This window comes from Proteus sp. CD3 (assembly GCF_008808075.1).
Taxonomy (GTDB): Bacteria; Pseudomonadota; Gammaproteobacteria; order Enterobacterales; family Enterobacteriaceae; genus Proteus; species Proteus appendicitidis.
The window spans coordinates 2,717,284-2,737,244 of record NZ_CP019686.1 but is presented as its reverse complement, the minus strand read 5'-3'; the positions used below and the strand labels follow the sequence as shown (position 1 = coordinate 2,737,244).

The window sequence follows — 19,961 nt, the reverse complement described above, 5'->3', positions numbered from 1 at the left end:
ATAAAATGTAAGTTAATAAAAATAAAATTAGTTATTATTTTTATTTAAGTAAATTTCATTATTAATATATTGGGTTTTAATCTCATTGTTGGTGATGCAAAATAATAACCAAGATATATTTTTATAATATTTATTTCTTATATATTAGCGATAAATATATTCACCAATAAATTTATTGATTTTATTCATGTGTGGTTTATTTGAAATAATTTTCTCTCCTTCTTTAAAATCATAACTAAAAATCATCTAACTTGTTGATATTTATTGATTGCTTGTTTGATTTTTAATACTGTATTGCTACTCAAAATCTGATGATTATTAAAATAATATATAGAAATGTAAATTATTTTAAATTTAAAATATCGGAATAACCTTATTAACAGAATTAGTGAGAATAAGTAATATTACGGTTATTCAACCACTAATAGTTAAGTATTTTCAGTTTATGGTTTGATAGTTTATAAACTATAATTCGGTGTTTTATCGATGTAATCATCTAATAAAAGAAGGAGAATAAGGGATGATTAACACCAAAGTTGGGAATATAATAAAAATGATAAGAAGACAATTGAAAATAACAGAAAATGAAATGTCTGAAAGATTGGGGATAAGTATGCTACATTATTCTCAATTAGAGAGTGGATATTTAAAAATAACAGTAGAACAATTGATTATTATTTCTTATATACTTGGTGTTACACCTCAAAGTCTTATCTTAGAGGCTAAAAAAACAGATTTTATGGTTTTTGAGGATAAGCAGTCGATAACTCAACCAAGTGAAATAGTTATATTTAGAAAGAAGAAAGTTGTTTAAAAAAATTGGTATTTTATTTGTTGATATTGAGTTCTGATAAATATATTGAGTCATCTTTTAGTTTTTTTAATTAAAATTCTATTTCTCAAAACTCAATAACTAATCTCAATAACTAATCTCAATAACTAATAGCACAAAAGCCATCTTATTATAGGATGGCTTTTGTGTATTTAATGGCAGCGAGTTGTACCTGTTATATGATTTATAGCGCCGTTTCTAATCAATAGTTTCTGCATCTCTTTAAGATTATTTTGGCAAGCATAACTTAACGCGCTGTGGTTATAAGAAAACAATGATTTATCTTGCGTTGTTGTAACAAGGTTAACATCAGCACCTTTAGAAATAAGGTACTTTACTGTCTCAAGGCGATTATTACTGGCTGCAATCATTATAAATGTTTCACCATCGCTTTCTACTCTTTGGTTATTGAGTTCAATATCACTTCTCATTAGGTCGTGAATTTTTTTTACCACATTGACGTTATTTCCTAATACTGCTGATTTAAAAACATTATAAACATCGCCTTTATCCGTAGCCCAAAGGCTTGCGCCTTGCGAAATGAGATAATCAACCATTTCTTCGTCACCAATAAACGCAGCCCATCCCAGCGCGGTTTGTTCTAAGCTTCCCGTGTCTTTCGCTTCAATATTTTGACCATCGGCAAGCATCTTTTTGACTTCATTTAAATCACCATGTTTAACCGCATCAAACCATAGTGCATTTCCACCTGTACTTGGTGAAGTATAGAATATCCGATGTGGTAAACGTGATTTATTAGCCAATTCAATCATATCAGAATAATTTGATTTAAAAGATTGATATTCGGGTGGATTATTTTCATTAATGATCAATGCTTGTGCGCCAAAAGAAATTAATGCCAATGAAATAACAAACATTTTTATATTCATTTAAATACCTTAAAATATAAATAACTAACAAAACTTATTACAAATAGTTTATTAAAAATTAATATTTATTAGTGTTGGTAATTGAAACAGAATGTAAATAAGGTGTTTTTTATTAATACGTAATTTTAATAAAGATAAATCTTATTAATTGATTTTTGGTTTTAGTAATTAAATATACGTGAATTTACTTGTATTTTCTTGAATATAATGAGAGTCATTCCTTTTTTGTCATTATATGATGATTTAATTATGTTATAACTATATGGTTTGATAGCGTTATTTCATTATTATTTACTTTCTCGATTTTTAATTTAAAGACTATTTTGTAATAATTGGTTACTTTTTAATGGATATTGCTATCATTATAAAAACAGTGTGATTATGATACTTTTGATTTTTAAATTAATAATAGGTGGTTTTGTCAATTTTATAATCTTTTTCATCTATTATTATTTTTGATTTCAATATTGAGTGTTCATTTTTAAGTATTATATCTTCATTTTGGCTGTGATTTTTTTCTGATTGAGAGTTAATAAGGGTTATTTTTAGTTTAAAAGTATTTTTTTTGCTAAAAATATAAAGGCTAACATAGGATAATTTGTAATCAGGATAGCGAATATCTCTTTTACTATAATCAATTAATGGTAATTTATTTTCTTTATTGTTCATAACTAAATTTATTTTTGATTCTAGTACCTGATATTTATCATTTTGATAATTAAGCTCTAATATAATCTTGTATTCATCTTCATCAGGAAATATAAAGTCTATTGAGCCAATATTATTTTTAGATGTAAATATATCTTCTTGATTTAATGTAATATCTGCAACCGTTACTGTTCTTTGTATATTATCATAATAAATGACAGGGGTTGATTGAGTATTTTGAGATGGGGTTTTTCTTTCATCTTTGGATTCTGAGGCTATTTTAATTAAATCTATTGGGCCAACAAAGATAAGTCCGCCATAAGGTGAACCCATAATGCAGCCATTTAATAAACTAACAATGACAATAAGTATTAAATTCCTTATAACGTACATATTGTTTCCTTATTTAGATTGTAATAACGAATATCGATTTAATAGTTGTTTAAAATGATTATCTATTTGTTGATACTCATAGTCTGAAATTGCATTTCGTGTCGGTTGTTTTTCAAGTAAGCGTAGCTCTTCTTCTAAAGGTTTAGCTTGATTGAAATGTTGACGAGCTTTGAAGATGATAGATTTTAATTCGGAGCCTGTAATGTAATTTTTAGGATTACCATCAAAGCTATCTAATCTTTGGCTTAACCTGTCGAGTTCAGTCATACCTTTAGACCATTGATTAAGTTGTTCATCAGTGGTGGCATTTATTTTTAGATTATTCTTCCAAAGCTGTGTAAACGATAAAAGTTCTGGATTATCTTCATATTGCTCGTTCAAATAGCGGATTACTTCTAGCCCATAACTCTGCGCCCATGTGGGAGAAAGCAAGGCAAGTTCGTTTAAACGCTGTTGGATCACGCCTATCTGCGGAGCATTGAGTGTCTTTGTGATATTTTTACTATTTGCAGTTTGTTGTTCAATAAAAGAGCCAGCATGGGCATTAATGGTTGGGATATAAGGGAAAGCATCTGTCAGGTTGTTATTTTTTAATTCAGATAACCAAAAATAAAATAAGATAACAAAGAATAAACTACTAGTTAGTATGCCAATTAAAATACCCCGCCATAGCTCCTGCCGATATGTTTTTTTTACGGGAGAGTGTAATGAAATGGAGGAGGATATATAGGTTTTTGGTGACGTAATACTTTCATTAGCATTAAGGGGAGTCGATGATGCAGATAAAGTTGTATCGATAATTTGAGGGAGGACCTCATTTTCTTTATTGATAGTAGAGGATAAATCGAGAGAATTAAAATTGCTATCTAATGTGTCTGCATTCTCTAACTGCCTAGCTTGAGCAATAATTAAGTTCTCTAGATAATCAAATTGAACAAGATGTTTAATTTCTAATATTTGAAGATGATGATTGATACTCTTTAGTAATTCTTCAATTTGATAAAGGATTGATAAGTCAGAATAAACAAAAGTAGTTCCACGAATACCAGAGATTAACTGTTGGCTTAAGGATGAAAGAATATTGATACGAGTATGAGTTTGCACTGGCCATAATGTTTGCCAATATTGGGTCAATATTTTATGGATTAGGTAAAGACCTTCATTTAAACCATCCAGCCCAGATTGATGTTGGCGACACAAAACAAACCAAGCTGCAGTTTGAAGATCGACACCATTTTGATTAAGTAAAGAAATGCATAATTCATGAACATATTGCCAATTAATGTCAGGGCGTGCTGGATGAAAACGTTTATCAAGTTCTTCTTTAATACTAAGAAATTGATTAAATACACGAGGATCACCACCAACTGGAAGTGAATCTAAGTAAGAATTCATAATAGCCTCAAGTTAATTTAAGGTCTAAATTTTATAAAGAGAAATCTAAATGGAGATAGAAATTGAGATAGAGGAAGATAAGCTTAATATAACTGAAATTGTTTTTTTAGATGATGGAGAAATATTCGTCCATCAGGTAAGAATTCAGTACCATAACGTATAAGTCCACGCTGATGTAATTCAATATCTAAAGAATAACGCAATTTTCCAAATTCATTTTCAGGTAATATACCTAGTGTGACGGATTTTATTCTAGGCTCATATTTTAGTAATGTTGTTGATAATATAGCCATTACTTTATGTGAACTTCCGGGTAGCCCTTGAATTATTTTACTCATATCAGGTAAACCATAATCCGGTAGATGTTTTAATGTTCCTGCTCGTGAATTTAATATTCGACGAATATTATCCATAACAGAAAGAATAACCTGATCTTCTTCTGATATAGAATCAACAGGTAATCCACCTGAAAAATAACCTGTTAGCATTTCATAGAGAGAGGGTTGTGGCATCGTTATTTTTTATCCAAAGGTTGTAATGTCAGTGTATTTTCAGCAAGCACAATTTTACGCGCTTTATCAGGGTCGAGTTCATTTTTAGGAATAACAATACGCCAGTTATTTTTGGCTTCATCTGGTGTATGAAACATTGTGGCAATGGCGACAAATTCGGTTTCTTTTTCCATTGGCATATCGAGAGCAATAGATTCACCAGGACGAATACGTAAATCTTTTTGCGCTAATAAAGAGGATTTTAAAATATCGTCATTTTGATTAAACAGTGAGAGATAGTCGCTATCATTAAAAGTATCCGCTGATTTTAGTTGAAATACTCGAACAATCACGGAAAGTGATGAACCATTATCATCAGTATTAAGTGCTTCTCTTGCAGTAAAATCCAAATGCAATATTTTTATTTGTTTATAAAAAATAGATTTAGTTAAAGAGACCGTACCATCACTAATGGTTTGTGTTAGACCACAACCTACAATTGCAAACGTTACTATAAATAGTAATGTTAATCGGCGGATAGAAGAAAAAAATGTTTGCGATTTAAAATTGATAATTGCCATATTCATCACTTTTATAATGTTGAGTGCGGAGTGTTAGATATTGATAAAAACCAAGACCTATGGTGATAAAAGAAGTGACAGGTGATTTTTCAGTCATGTTATGAGGTCGCATAACCGCAGTTCTACCTAGTTGCACGCCTTGGCTTTTTGAAGTACTTAGTGTTGCATCAGGTAATAAATCTCTCGGTAATGTTAAACGCAGCCGCGCATTAACGCGGGAGCCTAAATAGACACGAAGTAATGCCATAAAGTCTTGGTAAATATCGCCATCAGGTAACCAGCCTTTTGCTTCATCTTTATTTTCAGTATGTAGCTTTATTAATACTTGGCTATTTACATCTATCGCGTAGCGACCTAAAACAGGTTTATTTTCTAATGTAATAGGGGATGAGCATGACATTGTTGTGGGGCTATCCAGCGCTATTCTTCGTGGATCATGAGGAATAATTCTGGCCTTTGTTGATGGCGCTAATAATTTTACTAATGCGCTAATACCTTCGGCTGTGCGTGTTGGTAAACGTAAGATCCCTAATAGCGCTAAAAAACGAGATAAAGGTGATTGCACATGATTAGCACAACCTGGAATACCTAAACCAATTAAGCCATAAAGATATTGTGATGTTTTATCTGATCCTCCTTCTCCAAAAGTCGCAGGATAAGAGTATTTGCGCCAGATCCGATAAAATTGAGTGGTAAGACGATGGTTAAAAATATCTAAAAAATCAGTGAGTGGATCTGTGCCATCGCGATATTGTGCAATATCATCCAGATAAGATGTAGGAAGAGGTGAAGTGATACCATAAAGCCCCAGAAAGGTAGTCCGTAAGCTTGGCACTGTGCTGTTTCGATATTTATCAAGAGAGTCAATTCCTTTGATTTCCGTCACTGGAAAACCCATACCTCGATGAGGGCGAAAACGGATAGGATCGTCTTTGGGATTGTGAGAACGACCTAATTCATAGCATGTAGAATTGGATTTTTCGAGTAATTGGCAAAAGCGGTAGAAATTCACATAAGGTAATTTTTCACCTAACTTTTGAATTAACGGGATAGCTGTGGGTTGTGGCTTTCTTTCCATTGAATTCGTTTTCCTGTTGGCAAAATAATCAGTGTTAATTGATTAAAAAGATGAACATCGGCATAAAGTGCAAAAAAACGATTAAGCATTTCACCAAATAAATGAATATCACCTTCACCATTAAAACCATTACTGTCTAACGTCACTTCGATATAAATACCTCGTTGTAAAAAACCTTTCTCAAAGCGTTCAATTAAATGGTGTTCAACATGAATAATGGCATCGAGTTTTCTATGGTTCATATCATCATCTCGCCAATCATAAAGTGCGAGAGTGCCTCTTAGCACTTCAGCATTATCCATCATGTTAAGAAAACTTGAACCTAAGTGACTTAGCACTCGCCAGTGGAAACGATCTTCAGACGGAGGATAAAGTGGTAAGGTGGGTTTACATAAATTATGGACGGTTAATGGGATCTGTAAGGTTTGTTCGGTTCTATCAAGCAATGTACTTTGCAGTGCTTTACGGGGCAATTGCCCATTAGTTCCTGTGAGCTGTAATGAGAGTGTTTCTGTTTGGGTTGCTAAATCAATCTCTTGTTTTTCCCCTCCTAATATAAGCCAAGTATCATGAAGACCCGTTACACCACGCTTCACACGGGTATGATAATAACGTTCAGGTGCATTATGCCGTAACATACCACCACGATGGCGAAAGCTGGTAAATGGTACATAAACCGCTTCATTTGTCCGTTGAGAGCCATGCACGCTATCAACACTATAGATTTCAGTATGCCCATCTTGAATACGACGTGGGCGTAATAAATATTCGCTTTCCAACCCATTAACAGTCAGTGGATCGGCTTCTATATTAAAAAGATTGATAACGGGTACGCAATGTAAGCGAATATTTTCACTATTTAATGTGAGGTCGCTATCCCATAACGTATTAAGAACAAAATCCAATTCAAATGTTGATGTTTCTTCAGGAAAATGGATATCACCTAATCCATTAAGTGATACAAACATAAATTTTTCACGAAAAGAAAAATATTCGAGTAATAATTGATAGCCACTGAATGTGCTATCTCCTTTAGGCCAAAGCGTGTCCGTATCTTTAAATCCTCCCGGTGAAAAATAGAGAGGAATTGCAATTCTATCTTTTGATTGAGGGAGTTTTAAATACGTTTTTGCCACTTGTTTCGTTAATGCTAAATGCAGTGCATTGGTTGTCGGAATATCGCCAGATAAATAAAATGAGAGAGCATGCAGATTAACTTCAGGCCAATTAATTATTTCGCTGCATGTAAATTTCAACCGGATAGTTGAACGCCCATCAGGCTCTGTCGTTAAATTAACAGACGCTATTTTGATTGGATTAATCGTTAAATCTTGAGTTGTTCGATAGTGACAAACCGTTTTTTTAGGGCCAATAGGGCGAGAAAGAACTTCAAATTGAGCTGGTATTTTATCCGTCATTTTCATCTTTTGAATATCAGGGGCTAATTCAACAATGGATAATGAAGGGATTGTCTGTAAATAATGAGGCCACAATAAACTAACAAGCCCTTCTGTTAATTCAGGTAAATCATCATCAATTTTTTGTCTTAATTGTCCCATTGAGAAAGCAAAGCCTTCAAATAAACGCTCAACAAAAGGATCGGGCGTACCTGCTTTATCTAAATCGAGCATTGCAGCTCTATCAGGATGGGCTTGTGCAAACTCTTTGGCAGCTTCTCTAAGATAGCGCATTTCTGCATCAAAATAGCGAAGGGTTAAATCATCCATTAGTTTGATACCTTGACTTATATGCTCTTCATACTTCAAATTCAGCGTTGTTGACTCGCTGTATTTAGAATGATGGAGAGTAGAGTAAAAGATTAGGAATATAAAATTGCAGAGCGAACGGGATCGATCGCAGTTAATTCACGCAATAACAGCTCCATCTGTTGTTCAATATGCGTTTTATCTGAGGTGTTACGTTGAATTTTGGCTCGATAAAGGTGAAGTTGTCGTGCTTTCACTTCAAAAACATAGTTAGGCTCCCATTGCGTTAATGACATCGAAAGTGCTTTTTTATCGAGTTCGCGTAATAAATTTAATGCCAGATCGTGGCGAGCAAATTGTTCTGCTACTCGTGCCATAATGAGGTTTAATAACCATTTTTGTCTTGAAGTGCTGATATCGGGGCGATGTTGTAGCCATTTTAAGGCAACTTCTATGCCTTCATTATCTGCTTGTGTAATAGCTTCGGTTTCTAATGCCAATATCGGTTCATCATCAGATGGATGAGAGTAACTGTTTGATAACCCTTGCATGGTATCAAAGTTTTCTTCCATAACATGTTGTTTTATCCAACTTAATGTTACTTCATCGGCAAATGGCGTACCATCTTCCCATGATAATTTTTCTAAATCAGGAAGGCGGGTAAGAAATTGTTTTAAATCGTTTTTTATAATATCAGACCATGCATTCCAAGGTGCTGGTGATTTACTAAGTGCTTGATAGAGATACCATTGCACATCTAACCAAAAATGGTTAACACCTTCTGCAAAAAGCTTATCAGCTTGCTCGGCCAGCTCCCCCCAACTTTGTTGTAAGTAGAGGCGTTTAAGTTGCGCTCTTGCATCGGTTCTTGGCGGAGAAAGACGAGTACACCCTTGCTGATCTTGTGGTGGAAGTTGATGAAGTGTATCCCATCTCACAACTTTCATTAATCTATGTCCTGCTAACCAGCCATTGGGTTGATTTCGTAAGTAGTTAGCAAGCATTTTAGATTGATCTAATAATTCACGACCTGATTGTATTGTCTCTATTGGTGTACTTTGTGCAACTGAAGGGGAGGATGAATGGCTGTAAGTCGATTCAGCTCGGCTAATGTTCTGTGGTACAACGCTGTTTGTTCCACCTGATTGAGCAAGGCGTTTTTCGAGTGCCTGATATAATCCTGCAAGTTGTGGCTTTTCAGCTTCATTCCATGTTTCAAGCTCCGTTTCAATGGTGGCTAACAAAGCGATAATACGAGAAAACTCATGGCGATCGACTTCAGGATACAGCGATAAGCTATCTAAAACGCGCTGCCCTGATAACCACTCTAAAGCCGATTTCCGGCTAGTGGCTCGGATAGGTAATAACGTGTCGTGATAGCGAATAAGCAACCCACTTAAAAGCCCTAAAGAATCGGCAAGCCCGTGCTCACCTTCTTTGTGTAAACGCGCCCAAATATAATAAGTGACAACACGCACATCTTTGCAGAAATTGAGCAACAATTTTTCGGCGAGTAAGCAAATCAGTTCAGTATCAGCCCCCGATAGTTTATTAACTTCTTCTTTCATTCGCTCAAAGTCATCTTCATAACTGGGATCATCACCCACAGGTTGATTAGGGGTAATCGGTAATAGCCAACGATCCCATAAAATGATTTGTTGTTGAGCAAGTTGTTGCACTTTGTTTGTATCATCAGCAAAGCATGATGAGATTAAGGTATCCAATAAGGACATCGTGAGCGTATTTCCTTTTGAGAGAGTAGGTTTAGTTAATCCAAGAAGATCTTTTCCGGTAAAACGAAATTGCGTAGTTGTAAAAGTGCGATAGGACCCTCGCCCATTTCTGTTCTTAAGGTGTAATTAAGTGACTGACCGTTTAAGGTTTTCCAACTGATGGAATAACTGCTAGTGCTACCGGCATAAGGTGCGATGTTGGCATCTTCCAGTAAACGGATCATGCCCCAAACACCGCGATAATCGCCATAGATACGTGCGCCCGTCTGGGTAGTTATCCAACTAAGAGATGCGCCAGAGGCAACCGTATCCGCGGGCCAAACAAAACGTTGCCATTGCGGTTGTTGGTTATCATAGATGAGCGACTGTTTATCTATCATTAGATGGGTTTGCATAATATCGGGCGAAGTCCCCGGGCGTAACTCAAAATAAAGGCGTGCTTCACCATTGGCAAAAACCACATCGCCTAGGTAACTTAGCTTATCTAATGCTTTTAAGAATTCAGGATCAAAGGTTAAGCCTTGTGCATTTGTGGTATCGGGTACCCAGTGTGTTCCTTCTTTATGTAAAACACCGTTAAGGTGAGTCTCAAGAAAACGCTGGATACGACCGTTATCCGGGCGTAAATATTGCGCCATTAACGGCAGTGAAATCTCACTTTGGGTGTTTTTAAGTGGGTAACGACCGCCAAAGGCTCTATTCCAATCATTAACAATAGCATTTCGCCATTGAGTGTTGATGCCTTGTGACGTTGGCGCTAACAACTGTTGCCACGCTTGAGATAAGGGTTGTACCAGAAGTGTTTGCCCAAAACCATTCCACTCTTGACCAAAGCTGGCTGCGATTAAACTACCGTAATCTTGCGTTTCTGATAAATCGACTGTTTTTCCTTCAAAAACACTTCGGGCTAATGCTTGAGACATGGCTTGTGGATCGGGGGCATTAACGACTTGCTGGAGTTTTAAACGTACTCTAGTTACGCGTGTGAGATAAGCTTGTAAGCTTAATGCATCACTATTTTGTGCTGAAGATTGGGGATCAGTAAAGGCCAGTATCGGGGCAAAAACAGGCTCTAAAGGTCCTGTGAATTCGGCTTTTTGGCTAATAACAGGTTGTTGTTCTTTGTTTAATAAATCTTTGGCTGAGTTAACAAAAGAGTCTGCTAATTTTTCTTGCTGACGACCTGTTTTGCCTTGATAGGAAAGCGTATTCATTAAAGCAATAATGGGGGATTGTCTGACATCGCTCATTAATGTGAGTTGATCGATGGTATCTGAGAGACTTTGCGTTTCTCGCCACTGTAAGCCATTGAGAAAGGTTAACCAACTTCCTGAAAAATCGTTAAAATAGCGTTCTGTTAGGTTCTGTTGCAGTTTTTCGGGAGAGATATCGATATCCGTTTCTTTTTGGGTGTCACTTAATACCCAATCGATTTCTTCTCGTCTTTCATAAACGGCTTTTTTAATTGCTGGTTCAATTGATTCTTCCCAGGCTTTACGCGTAAAAATTCCTGGTATGGTTTCCTTGGTACTGAGCAAGAAACTGACATCGGTATCCCCCGTCATATCATCTAACGTCATGTCCGCAAAGTTATGCTGTGCCTGTTGTAAGATTTTTTGGTAAAGCGCAGATTCGCCATTACGTTGACCAATTTGGCGTATCAGAATAGTGCGGCTTCCAGCAACTAGGGTGCGATTAGGCTTGATAGTCCATTCATTGTGATAAGGTAATTGAGCAGCATAGAAGGTTAATAATTCCGTGCCTAACGTTTGCCATTCACCGTCTTTTAGACCTTCATTTTGATGCCAGATATTGAGGACACTTTCAGTAAAAAACTCCGGTTCGATACGAGAAGGATCGCTCATCATTAAATAGGCCTTTAATGCTTGATAAGCGGATTGCGCACCGTCAATACGTTCTGGGCTTTCAGGGGATAATTGCATAAAGGCTTGAAGATAGTTTTCAAGGTGTTGCTGGGTTGAATCACGTAATAATGGCAACATAGATTGGCTATAAACCGGCCATAACTGGCTAAGTAATGGATTATTACTGCTTAAGCCAAAACGTAACCAAAAGGGAACCGAAGTCTGCTCACGATAACTCAATAAACCCAATGTTTGTTGTAAGCCATATTGAGCCTGTAAGCGGGCAAATTCAGATTGATGATTGTCTGTTGCCAATTGCGCTTGTTGTTGGCTTTGGGTAATTAATTGGCGATTCATAAAATAAGAGACCACCATACCGATGCCCCACAGCGTCATCGCTGTTGCAACGGTATATTGCAAAATACGTTTTGAATTTAGACCTAAAGGTGACGCTTTTAGCGGAGAAGGCAGTTGTGAATTTGCCGTGAGGAGTATTTTCCAATGGGAATTTAAAGCCCATTGATGATTTTGTGATGAAGCAGCAGACAGGTTATGGTAAGCAGGTGTACTAAAGAGCACACCGGCAAACGGCAACGAGCGATAGTCTGATAAAAGTGGTGCCAAATTGTTGGCAAGTTTTTCACTGCCTTCATGCTGTAAAAAACGGGCTAAAGCCAGTAAATAGGTGTGTGTTTGATTGTGTAAGACCGCCTGTGTACCTTGTTCCACTAATGCAGGTAAAAGCGTTTTTAAGTCATCAGAAAGTGAGTCAGAGGTGGCTTTTAAAGGTGCTGAGTAGAGTATGACGGGGGCATCTTCTGCGATCATCTCACCGTTATGACTGATATTCCAAAGCCAAATGGGCGCTTGCCAGCGCAGTTGTTGAAATAGCTGGTGGAAATAACGGCTTGCGATGTCTGTATTGGTTGGATTTAAGTGATTAAATAAGGAATGCCCCAGCGGTTGTTGCGATAAGCTATTTTCAGATACCCAAATAATTGCATCAACAGGGCGACGACGACGCAGTTGTTTTAAATCCTGAATTAAACTGCCATCAATCGGTTGATGAATATCGCCCCCATAAATCAGCAACGTGCCGTTGCTTTCTTGCCAAATGTCCGTTGTTAAATTGGGGATGAGTTTTTCGATAGAAGTAGGGGTGCCGATGAGGAGTTGGATTGATAGTTTTGACTTGTAAGTAAATGAGTAATTTTCTTTTATATATTTATTCCAATCATTTACTCTGTCATTCTTTTTATTTATCTTATCTTTTTTATCATTATCTTCAATATCCATAATTATATTAGGTTTAAAATAACGAGAAAGAAAAAAAAGCACTATTAAGGAGAAAATAACTGAACCAATCATTAAGTATGATTGAGTTACTGTTATGGAAGTTTTATTAAAAATAATAAATAAGAACACAATTGTAGCTAATGAAATTATTGAGATAATGATAAAGAGTGAAAGATAGCGTGTTATTTTTGATTTCATTATAAATTCCATTTTTTGTTAAGCGTTTTTAAAAAATGAACTTTCCAGTAAAAGTTAATATAAATTTTTTTAACTACACTAATTATTATGATAGTAAAAAGGAATGAGATTGATATCATTATTATTTTTTCACTGTTAAATTCGATGTGATCAATTATATTCTTAAAAATAACGGAAGTAAGAGTAAAAAATCCAACCAGAGATGTTCCTATTGGAAATGATGGTTTCGGTATGTTTAAGTAATAATTTTCAATTTGTGACTTTCTTGTTCCTATTGTTTGGCAGTAATAATTTTCATCTGATTTATAAAATAAAAGCTGACTAATTTCTTTAAATTTTGATGAATGAATAAGTGCTAATAAATGATATATAGATAATTCTTTATAATTACCTATGTATTCATTAAAAAAGTAACCTTGAGAGTGGTTTTCTAAGGATAGCTGACAGCTTTTTTCACTTCTTAATTTTAACATAATATTATTTGAATTTTCTTTTTCAATATCAATAAAGTTAACTTTCTTTATATCCTTATTCTGTTGTTGTTGAATTAGTGACATTGTTTTAAGATTTTCATCTATATTTTCTATTTTAAATGGCATTGGTTGAAATAGTTTTAAAAATTCTTTCTTTTTACTTGGGGATAGTATAATTAGACTTGAGAATTCATTCTCTTCATTAGTATTTAACGCATAATAGTTTATTGAAAAGATAAGTGTGATTAACTTTTTATTTCGTATTGTATTAAATTGATTATTATAGTTTGGTTTGGCTTGGAAAATTATTTCATAATTACTTAGGTGGCTATTTAGAAAATATTTTATTTTGTTTTTTATGAAGTCACTCTGCTCAAACAAACTATTTATTATAACAAAATATTTTTCTTTTTTACTGATCTCTATACCTTTAATACTATTTATTAAAAGTTCCACTATGTAAAAAACTCTTTCTTCACCAACAACACCTTCTCTTTCTAAATCTATCAATCTATTGTTTGTTTCTGCTTTTTCAAATGAACTTTCGTTATTGAATTCAGAAATAATTGATAAATTGTGAGATGCTATATTTGAATAAATTAGATATAATTTATCTTGTTTTAATTTAATCCATTTAGTTAATAAATCCGCCTGCCAAAAGCACCAGTAAATATATAGTGTTTTTTTTACCTCCCAAAATAAGATATAGATAGACATTAAAAACAATGAGAAAAGGAAAATGATTGAAAATAATATAAAACCATCATTACTTGTAATATAGTTTTTAAAGTCAATTTTTAATGTGGATCTTAAAATTAAGAAATAAGCTATATTTATAAATATTATAAAACTACTTAAAGTTAGTAATGGAAACGGTTTATTTTCCCAAGGTGGCGGATTGTAAGGAGGTATCCAATATTTCATTTATATTTCCATATCATTACAAGTAGAGTAAACAATAGCGCCACATTGTGTTTTACAACCATCAAACACAATTCCTTTACCATTTTCATTATAATGTGAACTACTTTCAATAATTTGATTATCCCCATGTAGAGGGCATGAAACAATATCATAAAGAAGAGTAGCTTTTTTTCCATTAATAATAAGAGTAGAGCTTGATGATATAACTTTGCCTCCATGTGATGTTAGATCACCTAATCTAATAATATTTTTCATTTTATTTTCTCTAGATAAATTATTAATTTTTTGATCAATCGGGATTGGATATTTCTTCTGGCATTTTAGGAAGATCTAATTTTCCTATTTTTACATATTCATCACCACCATTACTCAACCAGTCTGCTTGGCGACGTAATTCAGCCATCATTTCAGGATTATTAGCTTGGGAACAATGCCCAATAGGTAAATCAAAGGCTAAGATTCGATGTAGTAAATGAACATTTAGAGGTAAAGTACCGTGATCATTAGGGCGACAAATATAATCTCTTATTCGTATTCTCATTTCATCCATGGTTTCATATCTTTTTGATACATTTTTCTCATAGGATGTAGCTAGTGGGTCTTTCCTTAATTGATTTTTTTCTTTATCGGTTAATTCAACTAAGATCCGATTCTCATAAGAGTATAAATATTTTAGATAATAATATTCTCTAGTGACAGGCTGATATTGATTATCTTTATATATAAGACCCCCAAACTTTTTAGGTGGCTCATCACTATCTAAAAAACCAACATCGAAATCTCTTTGCTCATAATCCTTTATAGGAGTAGGAACTTCAGGTGCATTAATATTTAGAAACATATTTCTTTCAGGTTCAGGCCATACAAAACCATCTATTATGGCTGTTTTATTATCCCAAAATGGATAGCCATCTCTAAACCTCCCATTTTTATCTGTAAATACAGTAAAAGTACCATTTTGGGGGTCGGGTTTTTCTCCACAAGGTGTATTACGTGCTAACATGCGAACAAAAAGAGTGTCACAAGATGAAAATATAGGATGAGGTTGTGTTTGGCCATATTGTGTAATATTAGGAATAGCACTCCAACCAATTGAGCCTAATGGAGATGAGCCCATGACTCTATCATGAGGATTACAATAAATATAAGTATTTCCATGGTTATCTCTTTCTTGGACTGTGCCACCATCCTCTATTTTTATACTATTAATTTTTTTTGATGGTGTTTCTACGTTTATTTTTCTACTTATCTCTGTATTAAAAGGAGTCCAATTTTTTCTTTGTTCAGTTAATCCAACAATTAAATTATTTTTATTATTTTTGAGTTTGTTTTTATTTTTTGCAATTTTATCAATGATCTTTTTTAACGTTGCTATTCTTGTACCCTTATCAATGTTTTCACTTAAAGGATAGGAGAACGTATTTAATAGTTTATCTTCTATGGCATAAGGTGAGTTTAATACAAATAATGCATCTGGAGCTTCAATTGCGCAAGCGGCTAGGGCAATCATAGTGCCTTGACTATGAGAAACTACAGTGACGGTGTCATCTTTATTATTTTTTCTTATTTGTGCTATTAACTTAGCGAGTCGTCCTGCTGCATGAGCAAAATATTGTCGAGATGGCGAAGAAGTAAGTAAAGTATCTGTTTCAGGGTTAAATGCTTGAACATTAACTGGTATAGGAAATGGAGCAGGAAAAGGAATTGTTGCCCATAGCTTAGGCCAGCTACTAAAGCCATATTCACTCCATAAACTTTTAAGGTGATTACAACCATTTTGGAATGGACCACCTTCCCATAAAAATGGACCTTTATCTTTTAATTTTTCATAAATAAATATTTTACGTTTTTTGAATGAGAGTGATTGATATTCTTCAGCAATACGATATTTTTCTTTATCTTCTAATGTCCATGTATTTTGATCGGTAGAGCTATATTCTGGGTTAACTATTGCGTTTTTTAATTGATGATAACTTTCGCCCGCTATATTTTTTAAAGGTATTTTATAATCATCCCATTTATTATCATCTGAACGATATCCCCAATGAAAACGTATAATAGGGGAGTTTCCTAATTCAATTAACTCTCTTATAGGTTTTTTATAGATATAATGGCTATCATCAAGGTTATTTTCATCTACTACAAAAGTAGGTTGATAATACTTATTAGCTGTTAGTTTATACGGTGTATTGGTTAAGTTTAATCTTTCATTTAATCCATTACATATATTTTCTTCTGCCGTAGAATACCATTCCCCTTCTGAATGAACACCATGAACAAGAATAATTATCCCAGGTAAATTAGGTTTTACATGTATTTCTCCACCGATATTTGTTGCATTTGTACAAGATTGCCAATAATAAGAACCATCAATACACATTTTCTCTTTTAACCAACGAGTAGTCTCTTTGTTATCACCATTATTCATAAAATTTTCCTTTATTTTGAAATAGGATAAATAGCTGGATCACTACAATCAAAACGAGTTTGCTCAGAAGGTGTTTTTAAAGTAATGGGAGGCGTTTCCTTATCGCCTACATCATCATGAATATAATTAGAGTCGGAAGGATCAAAATAGAATTTACGCCACCAAGGGGAATCAAGTTCATCATTTTGCTGTCTATAAGAAGATTTTCCTAAATAAAAGCCATCTGATGTGACAATAATATCAAAATTAGCAGAATAATATTCAGGATCATAAGTTGTAATACCAAAACCGGCATTTGTAGGAGCGAATTTTTTCCCTCCATTTAATGTGATTAAAATAACATTGATACATCCATATTTTGTTCCAACACATTGACTATATCGGCTACTCAATACAGAAGGAAAAGCGAAAGCATCGTCTCTATCAGTTGACCAAATTAATCGGCCTTTATAGCGGCAAGCTGACGAGTCCAGAATTTTTTGATGAATACCTTTTTGTGTATTGTTGTAGTAAGTCATTCCTCCTCGTTTTTGATTATATTGTTCTAGTGTAAAAAAACGATGTTCATCAATACGATAAATAATACTAGGTGGTGCTAGATTTTTAGCTTCTTCTAGAATTGAATGTAGATTAACTAAATCATCTTCTAGCATTTTTATAGTGGCTTTTTCTTTTAATGATAAACAGCCAGAAAGTAAGGTGGCGCTAATAATAAAAATAAAAGGTAATTTAAATAAATTAATTAACATGGCTTATCCTTATTAATTATTAGCTTATTTCAGGTTTTTAATTTAAGTGGGAATTATTTTTTATTTAAAGGGTTTTTTATAATATCAGGCATATCGAAAGGAATTAATTTTCCACTTTCCATATAATCATCTAAACCACTCTGCCAATCAGCAAACTTTCTTAATTCATTCATTTTTTCTGGAGATTTACCTATTTCACAATAACCAATCGGTAAATCATAAGCGACAACACGTTTTAAGAAATTTTTATCTTTAGGTAATGAACTATGGTCAGTGCCACGTTGTATATAAGTACGAAACCGGTCACGACTCTCTTTTAGTGTTTCAAATCGATGAGTCTCATTTTTTTCACTTGCATGAAGATTAGGATCATTGCGACGTGCTTTTTTCTCTTCATCAGTTAAAGGTACTTGGATCCGATCATAATCATAAAAATCAATTAAATAATAATAGTCAGCATCAATGGGTTTATTTTCAATAGGGTCAACTTGACCAAATCCATACCCATAGAGCTCTTTATTGTTTCTTGCGGCCTTAAAATCCGTAATACCATTTGTGTAAGTTTCATCAAACTCTAGCATTTCATTGCTTTGGATGGGATTAGGTACTTCGGGGCCATTAATATAAATTTTGGTATTTTTATCAGGTTTAGGCCATGTCATATAATGCGTGGGTTTAGTATTATTTTCCCAAAAAGAGGTACCATCACAATATTGGCTTTTGTCATCACAAAAAATAGTACTTTTATTGGCATCAGTTGGTGAATCTGGAGGGCCTCCACAAGGCATGTTTCTCCCTAATATACGGACATATAACGTGCATTCTTCTTGGCTAGTAAAAAATGGTGAGAAAGAATATTGTTTTGTTTTGCAATCAAATACATTAGGAATACCGTTCCAGCCAATACTACGAAGGGGATCTGCGCCCATTACACGATCATGCGGATTACAATAAATATAGGTTCTTCCATGGTTATCTCTTTCTTGAATAAAATCATTTTCGGTTAATTTAAGTGAGCAGCCTTGTGAGGGCGCATTGTTATCATTTACTTTTCGAATTTTATCTTTAGGTGACCAACTTTTTCCCTCCTCATTTAGCCCCACAACAAGGCCTTTATATCCATTGGGATGATTTTTAAGCTTATCCTTATTTTCAGCCACTTTATTAATAATGGCCTGAAGAGTCGCTTCTCGTTGTTCTGCACTAATTTGTTCACTAAGAGGATAAGAGACGGCATTTAAGGTGTAATTATGCAAAGCATAAGGCGAGTTTAAAACAAATAATGCATCAGGTGGATTAATTGCAGCTGCAGCTAAGGCAATCATAGTGCCTTGGCTATGGGAAATCACACTGATAGTATCGTGAGAATTATACTCTCGGATCATCGCGATCAATTTCGACAGTCTTTCTACGGCATGAGCATAGTAATTGCGTGGAGGACTGTCTGTTAATAATCGATCTGATTCAGGATTAAACCATTGCAAATCAATAAAAGCAGCTACACTCCCAGAGAAACCGTATTCGCTCCATAAACTGAATAACTGATTAGTCCCATTTTGAAAAGGACCACCATTCCAATAGAAAGGACCATATCTTTGAGACAATTTTTGAGAAATAAATAAACTTTTTTCTTTAGAGCTAGTTAGTGGGAAGTATGGGTCATAATGATCTGATTTGGGTACAGATAAAGCGGAATATTCTTGATAACTTTTTTTTATAAAATTATCTTCTTCTGAATTTTTATCATCATCTGGTTTTGTTATAATATTTTTTTTTAATCGAAGGTAGCTATCCCCTTTTTTATTTTTTAATGGGATATTATATTTCCCTATTTCATTATCCTTAGCGCGGTATCCCCAATAAAAACGAATAATGGGGGAATTATGTAAATTTTTTATTTCGTGTGAATTGTGCTCAATATTATAGCGACTATTTTCAATATCTATTTTATCAGGGTAAAATCTATTTATATAATATTCATTAGCTTTTAATTTAAATTTTTTAGGGAGATTTAAACGTTTATTTAGCCCTTCACATAAAAATTTTTCAGCATCTTCATACCATTCCCCTTCAGAATTAACTCCATGAACAAAAATAATAATACCGGGTAAATGAGGTTTAACATGAATTTCGCCACCGATATCAGAAGCATGAGTACTTGATTTCCACTCTTGAGTACCATCAAGGTGCTCTTTGGGTTTTAACCACCGGGTTGTTTTTGTCTTATCTTGGTTCATCACGTTTATCTTTTAAATAGAATAGGGAAGGGAGTGTTTAAATA

General features: G+C 34.1%; 15 protein-coding genes. 1 reads left to right on the top strand and 14 read right to left on the bottom strand.

Annotated elements, in window-relative coordinates; genetic code table 11:
- Positions 1-520: 520 nt before the first annotated feature.
- Entirely contained in the window at positions 521-814 is a 294-nt protein-coding gene (locus BTA34_RS12335; protein ID WP_151435833.1) for a helix-turn-helix domain-containing protein, read from the top strand.
- Between the two features lie 170 nt (positions 815-984).
- Here BTA34_RS12335 and BTA34_RS12330 read toward each other — a convergent pair whose 3' ends face one another.
- The 14 genes from BTA34_RS12330 to BTA34_RS12265 all read right to left on the bottom strand — a co-directional run bounded on the left by BTA34_RS12330 (position 985) and on the right by BTA34_RS12265 (position 19,917).
- On the bottom strand, positions 985-1,722 hold the full coding sequence (locus BTA34_RS12330) for an ankyrin repeat domain-containing protein (RefSeq protein ID WP_265576085.1): 738 nt from the start codon (positions 1,720-1,722) through the stop codon (positions 985-987).
- A gap of 402 nt (positions 1,723-2,124) precedes the next feature.
- The gene (locus BTA34_RS12325) at positions 2,125-2,703 is read right to left on the bottom strand and encodes a hypothetical protein (protein ID WP_151435832.1); all 579 of its coding nucleotides are present in this window, start codon (positions 2,701-2,703) and stop codon (positions 2,125-2,127) included.
- Between the two features lie 69 nt (positions 2,704-2,772).
- The gene (locus tag BTA34_RS12320) at positions 2,773-4,158 is read right to left on the bottom strand and encodes a VasL domain-containing protein (protein WP_151435831.1); all 1,386 of its coding nucleotides are present in this window, start codon (positions 4,156-4,158) and stop codon (positions 2,773-2,775) included.
- Between the two features lie 83 nt (positions 4,159-4,241).
- Entirely contained in the window at positions 4,242-4,670 is a 429-nt protein-coding gene (tssE, locus tag BTA34_RS12315) for a type VI secretion system baseplate subunit TssE (protein WP_151435830.1), read from the bottom strand.
- A 2-nt stretch (positions 4,671-4,672) separates the two neighbouring features.
- On the bottom strand, positions 4,673-5,236 hold the full coding sequence (tssJ, locus tag BTA34_RS12310) for a type VI secretion system lipoprotein TssJ (RefSeq protein ID WP_265576084.1): 564 nt from the start codon (positions 5,234-5,236) through the stop codon (positions 4,673-4,675).
- Positions 5,211-6,308 carry a type VI secretion system baseplate subunit TssG gene (gene tssG, locus BTA34_RS12305; protein ID WP_151435828.1) on the bottom strand — a complete coding sequence of 366 codons (1,098 nt, stop codon included), beginning with the start codon at positions 6,306-6,308 and terminating at the stop codon, positions 5,211-5,213. The genes tssJ and tssG overlap by 26 nt, the downstream gene beginning before the upstream one ends.
- Positions 6,272-8,035 (bottom strand): type VI secretion system baseplate subunit TssF, encoded by a 1,764-nt coding sequence (gene tssF / locus BTA34_RS12300; protein ID WP_151435827.1) that lies wholly within the window; start codon positions 8,033-8,035, stop codon positions 6,272-6,274. The genes tssG and tssF overlap by 37 nt, the downstream gene beginning before the upstream one ends.
- Before the next feature lie 92 nt (positions 8,036-8,127).
- A complete protein-coding gene (gene tssA, locus BTA34_RS12295; RefSeq protein ID WP_151435826.1) occupies positions 8,128-9,747 on the bottom strand; it encodes a type VI secretion system protein TssA in 1,620 nt (539 codons plus the stop codon).
- Positions 9,748-9,782: 35 nt separating this feature from the next.
- Positions 9,783-13,106, bottom strand: coding sequence for an ImcF-related family protein (locus tag BTA34_RS12290; protein ID WP_151435825.1), 3,324 nt, complete (start codon positions 13,104-13,106; stop codon positions 9,783-9,785).
- Entirely contained in the window at positions 13,106-14,503 is a 1,398-nt protein-coding gene (locus BTA34_RS12285) for a hypothetical protein (protein ID WP_151435824.1), read from the bottom strand. The genes BTA34_RS12290 and BTA34_RS12285 overlap by 1 nt, the downstream gene beginning before the upstream one ends.
- A complete protein-coding gene (locus BTA34_RS12280; protein WP_151435823.1) occupies positions 14,504-14,758 on the bottom strand; it encodes a PAAR domain-containing protein in 255 nt (84 codons plus the stop codon).
- 34 nt (positions 14,759-14,792) lie between these two features.
- On the bottom strand, positions 14,793-16,931 hold the full coding sequence (locus BTA34_RS12275; protein ID WP_151435822.1) for a hypothetical protein: 2,139 nt from the start codon (positions 16,929-16,931) through the stop codon (positions 14,793-14,795).
- An 11-nt stretch (positions 16,932-16,942) separates the two neighbouring features.
- The gene (locus tag BTA34_RS12270) at positions 16,943-17,680 is read right to left on the bottom strand and encodes a hypothetical protein (protein WP_151435821.1); all 738 of its coding nucleotides are present in this window, start codon (positions 17,678-17,680) and stop codon (positions 16,943-16,945) included.
- Positions 17,681-17,733: 53 nt separating this feature from the next.
- Positions 17,734-19,917, bottom strand: a complete 2,184-nt coding sequence (locus BTA34_RS12265; protein ID WP_151435820.1) for an alpha/beta hydrolase — start codon at positions 19,915-19,917, stop codon at positions 17,734-17,736.
- Positions 19,918-19,961 lie beyond the last annotated feature (44 nt).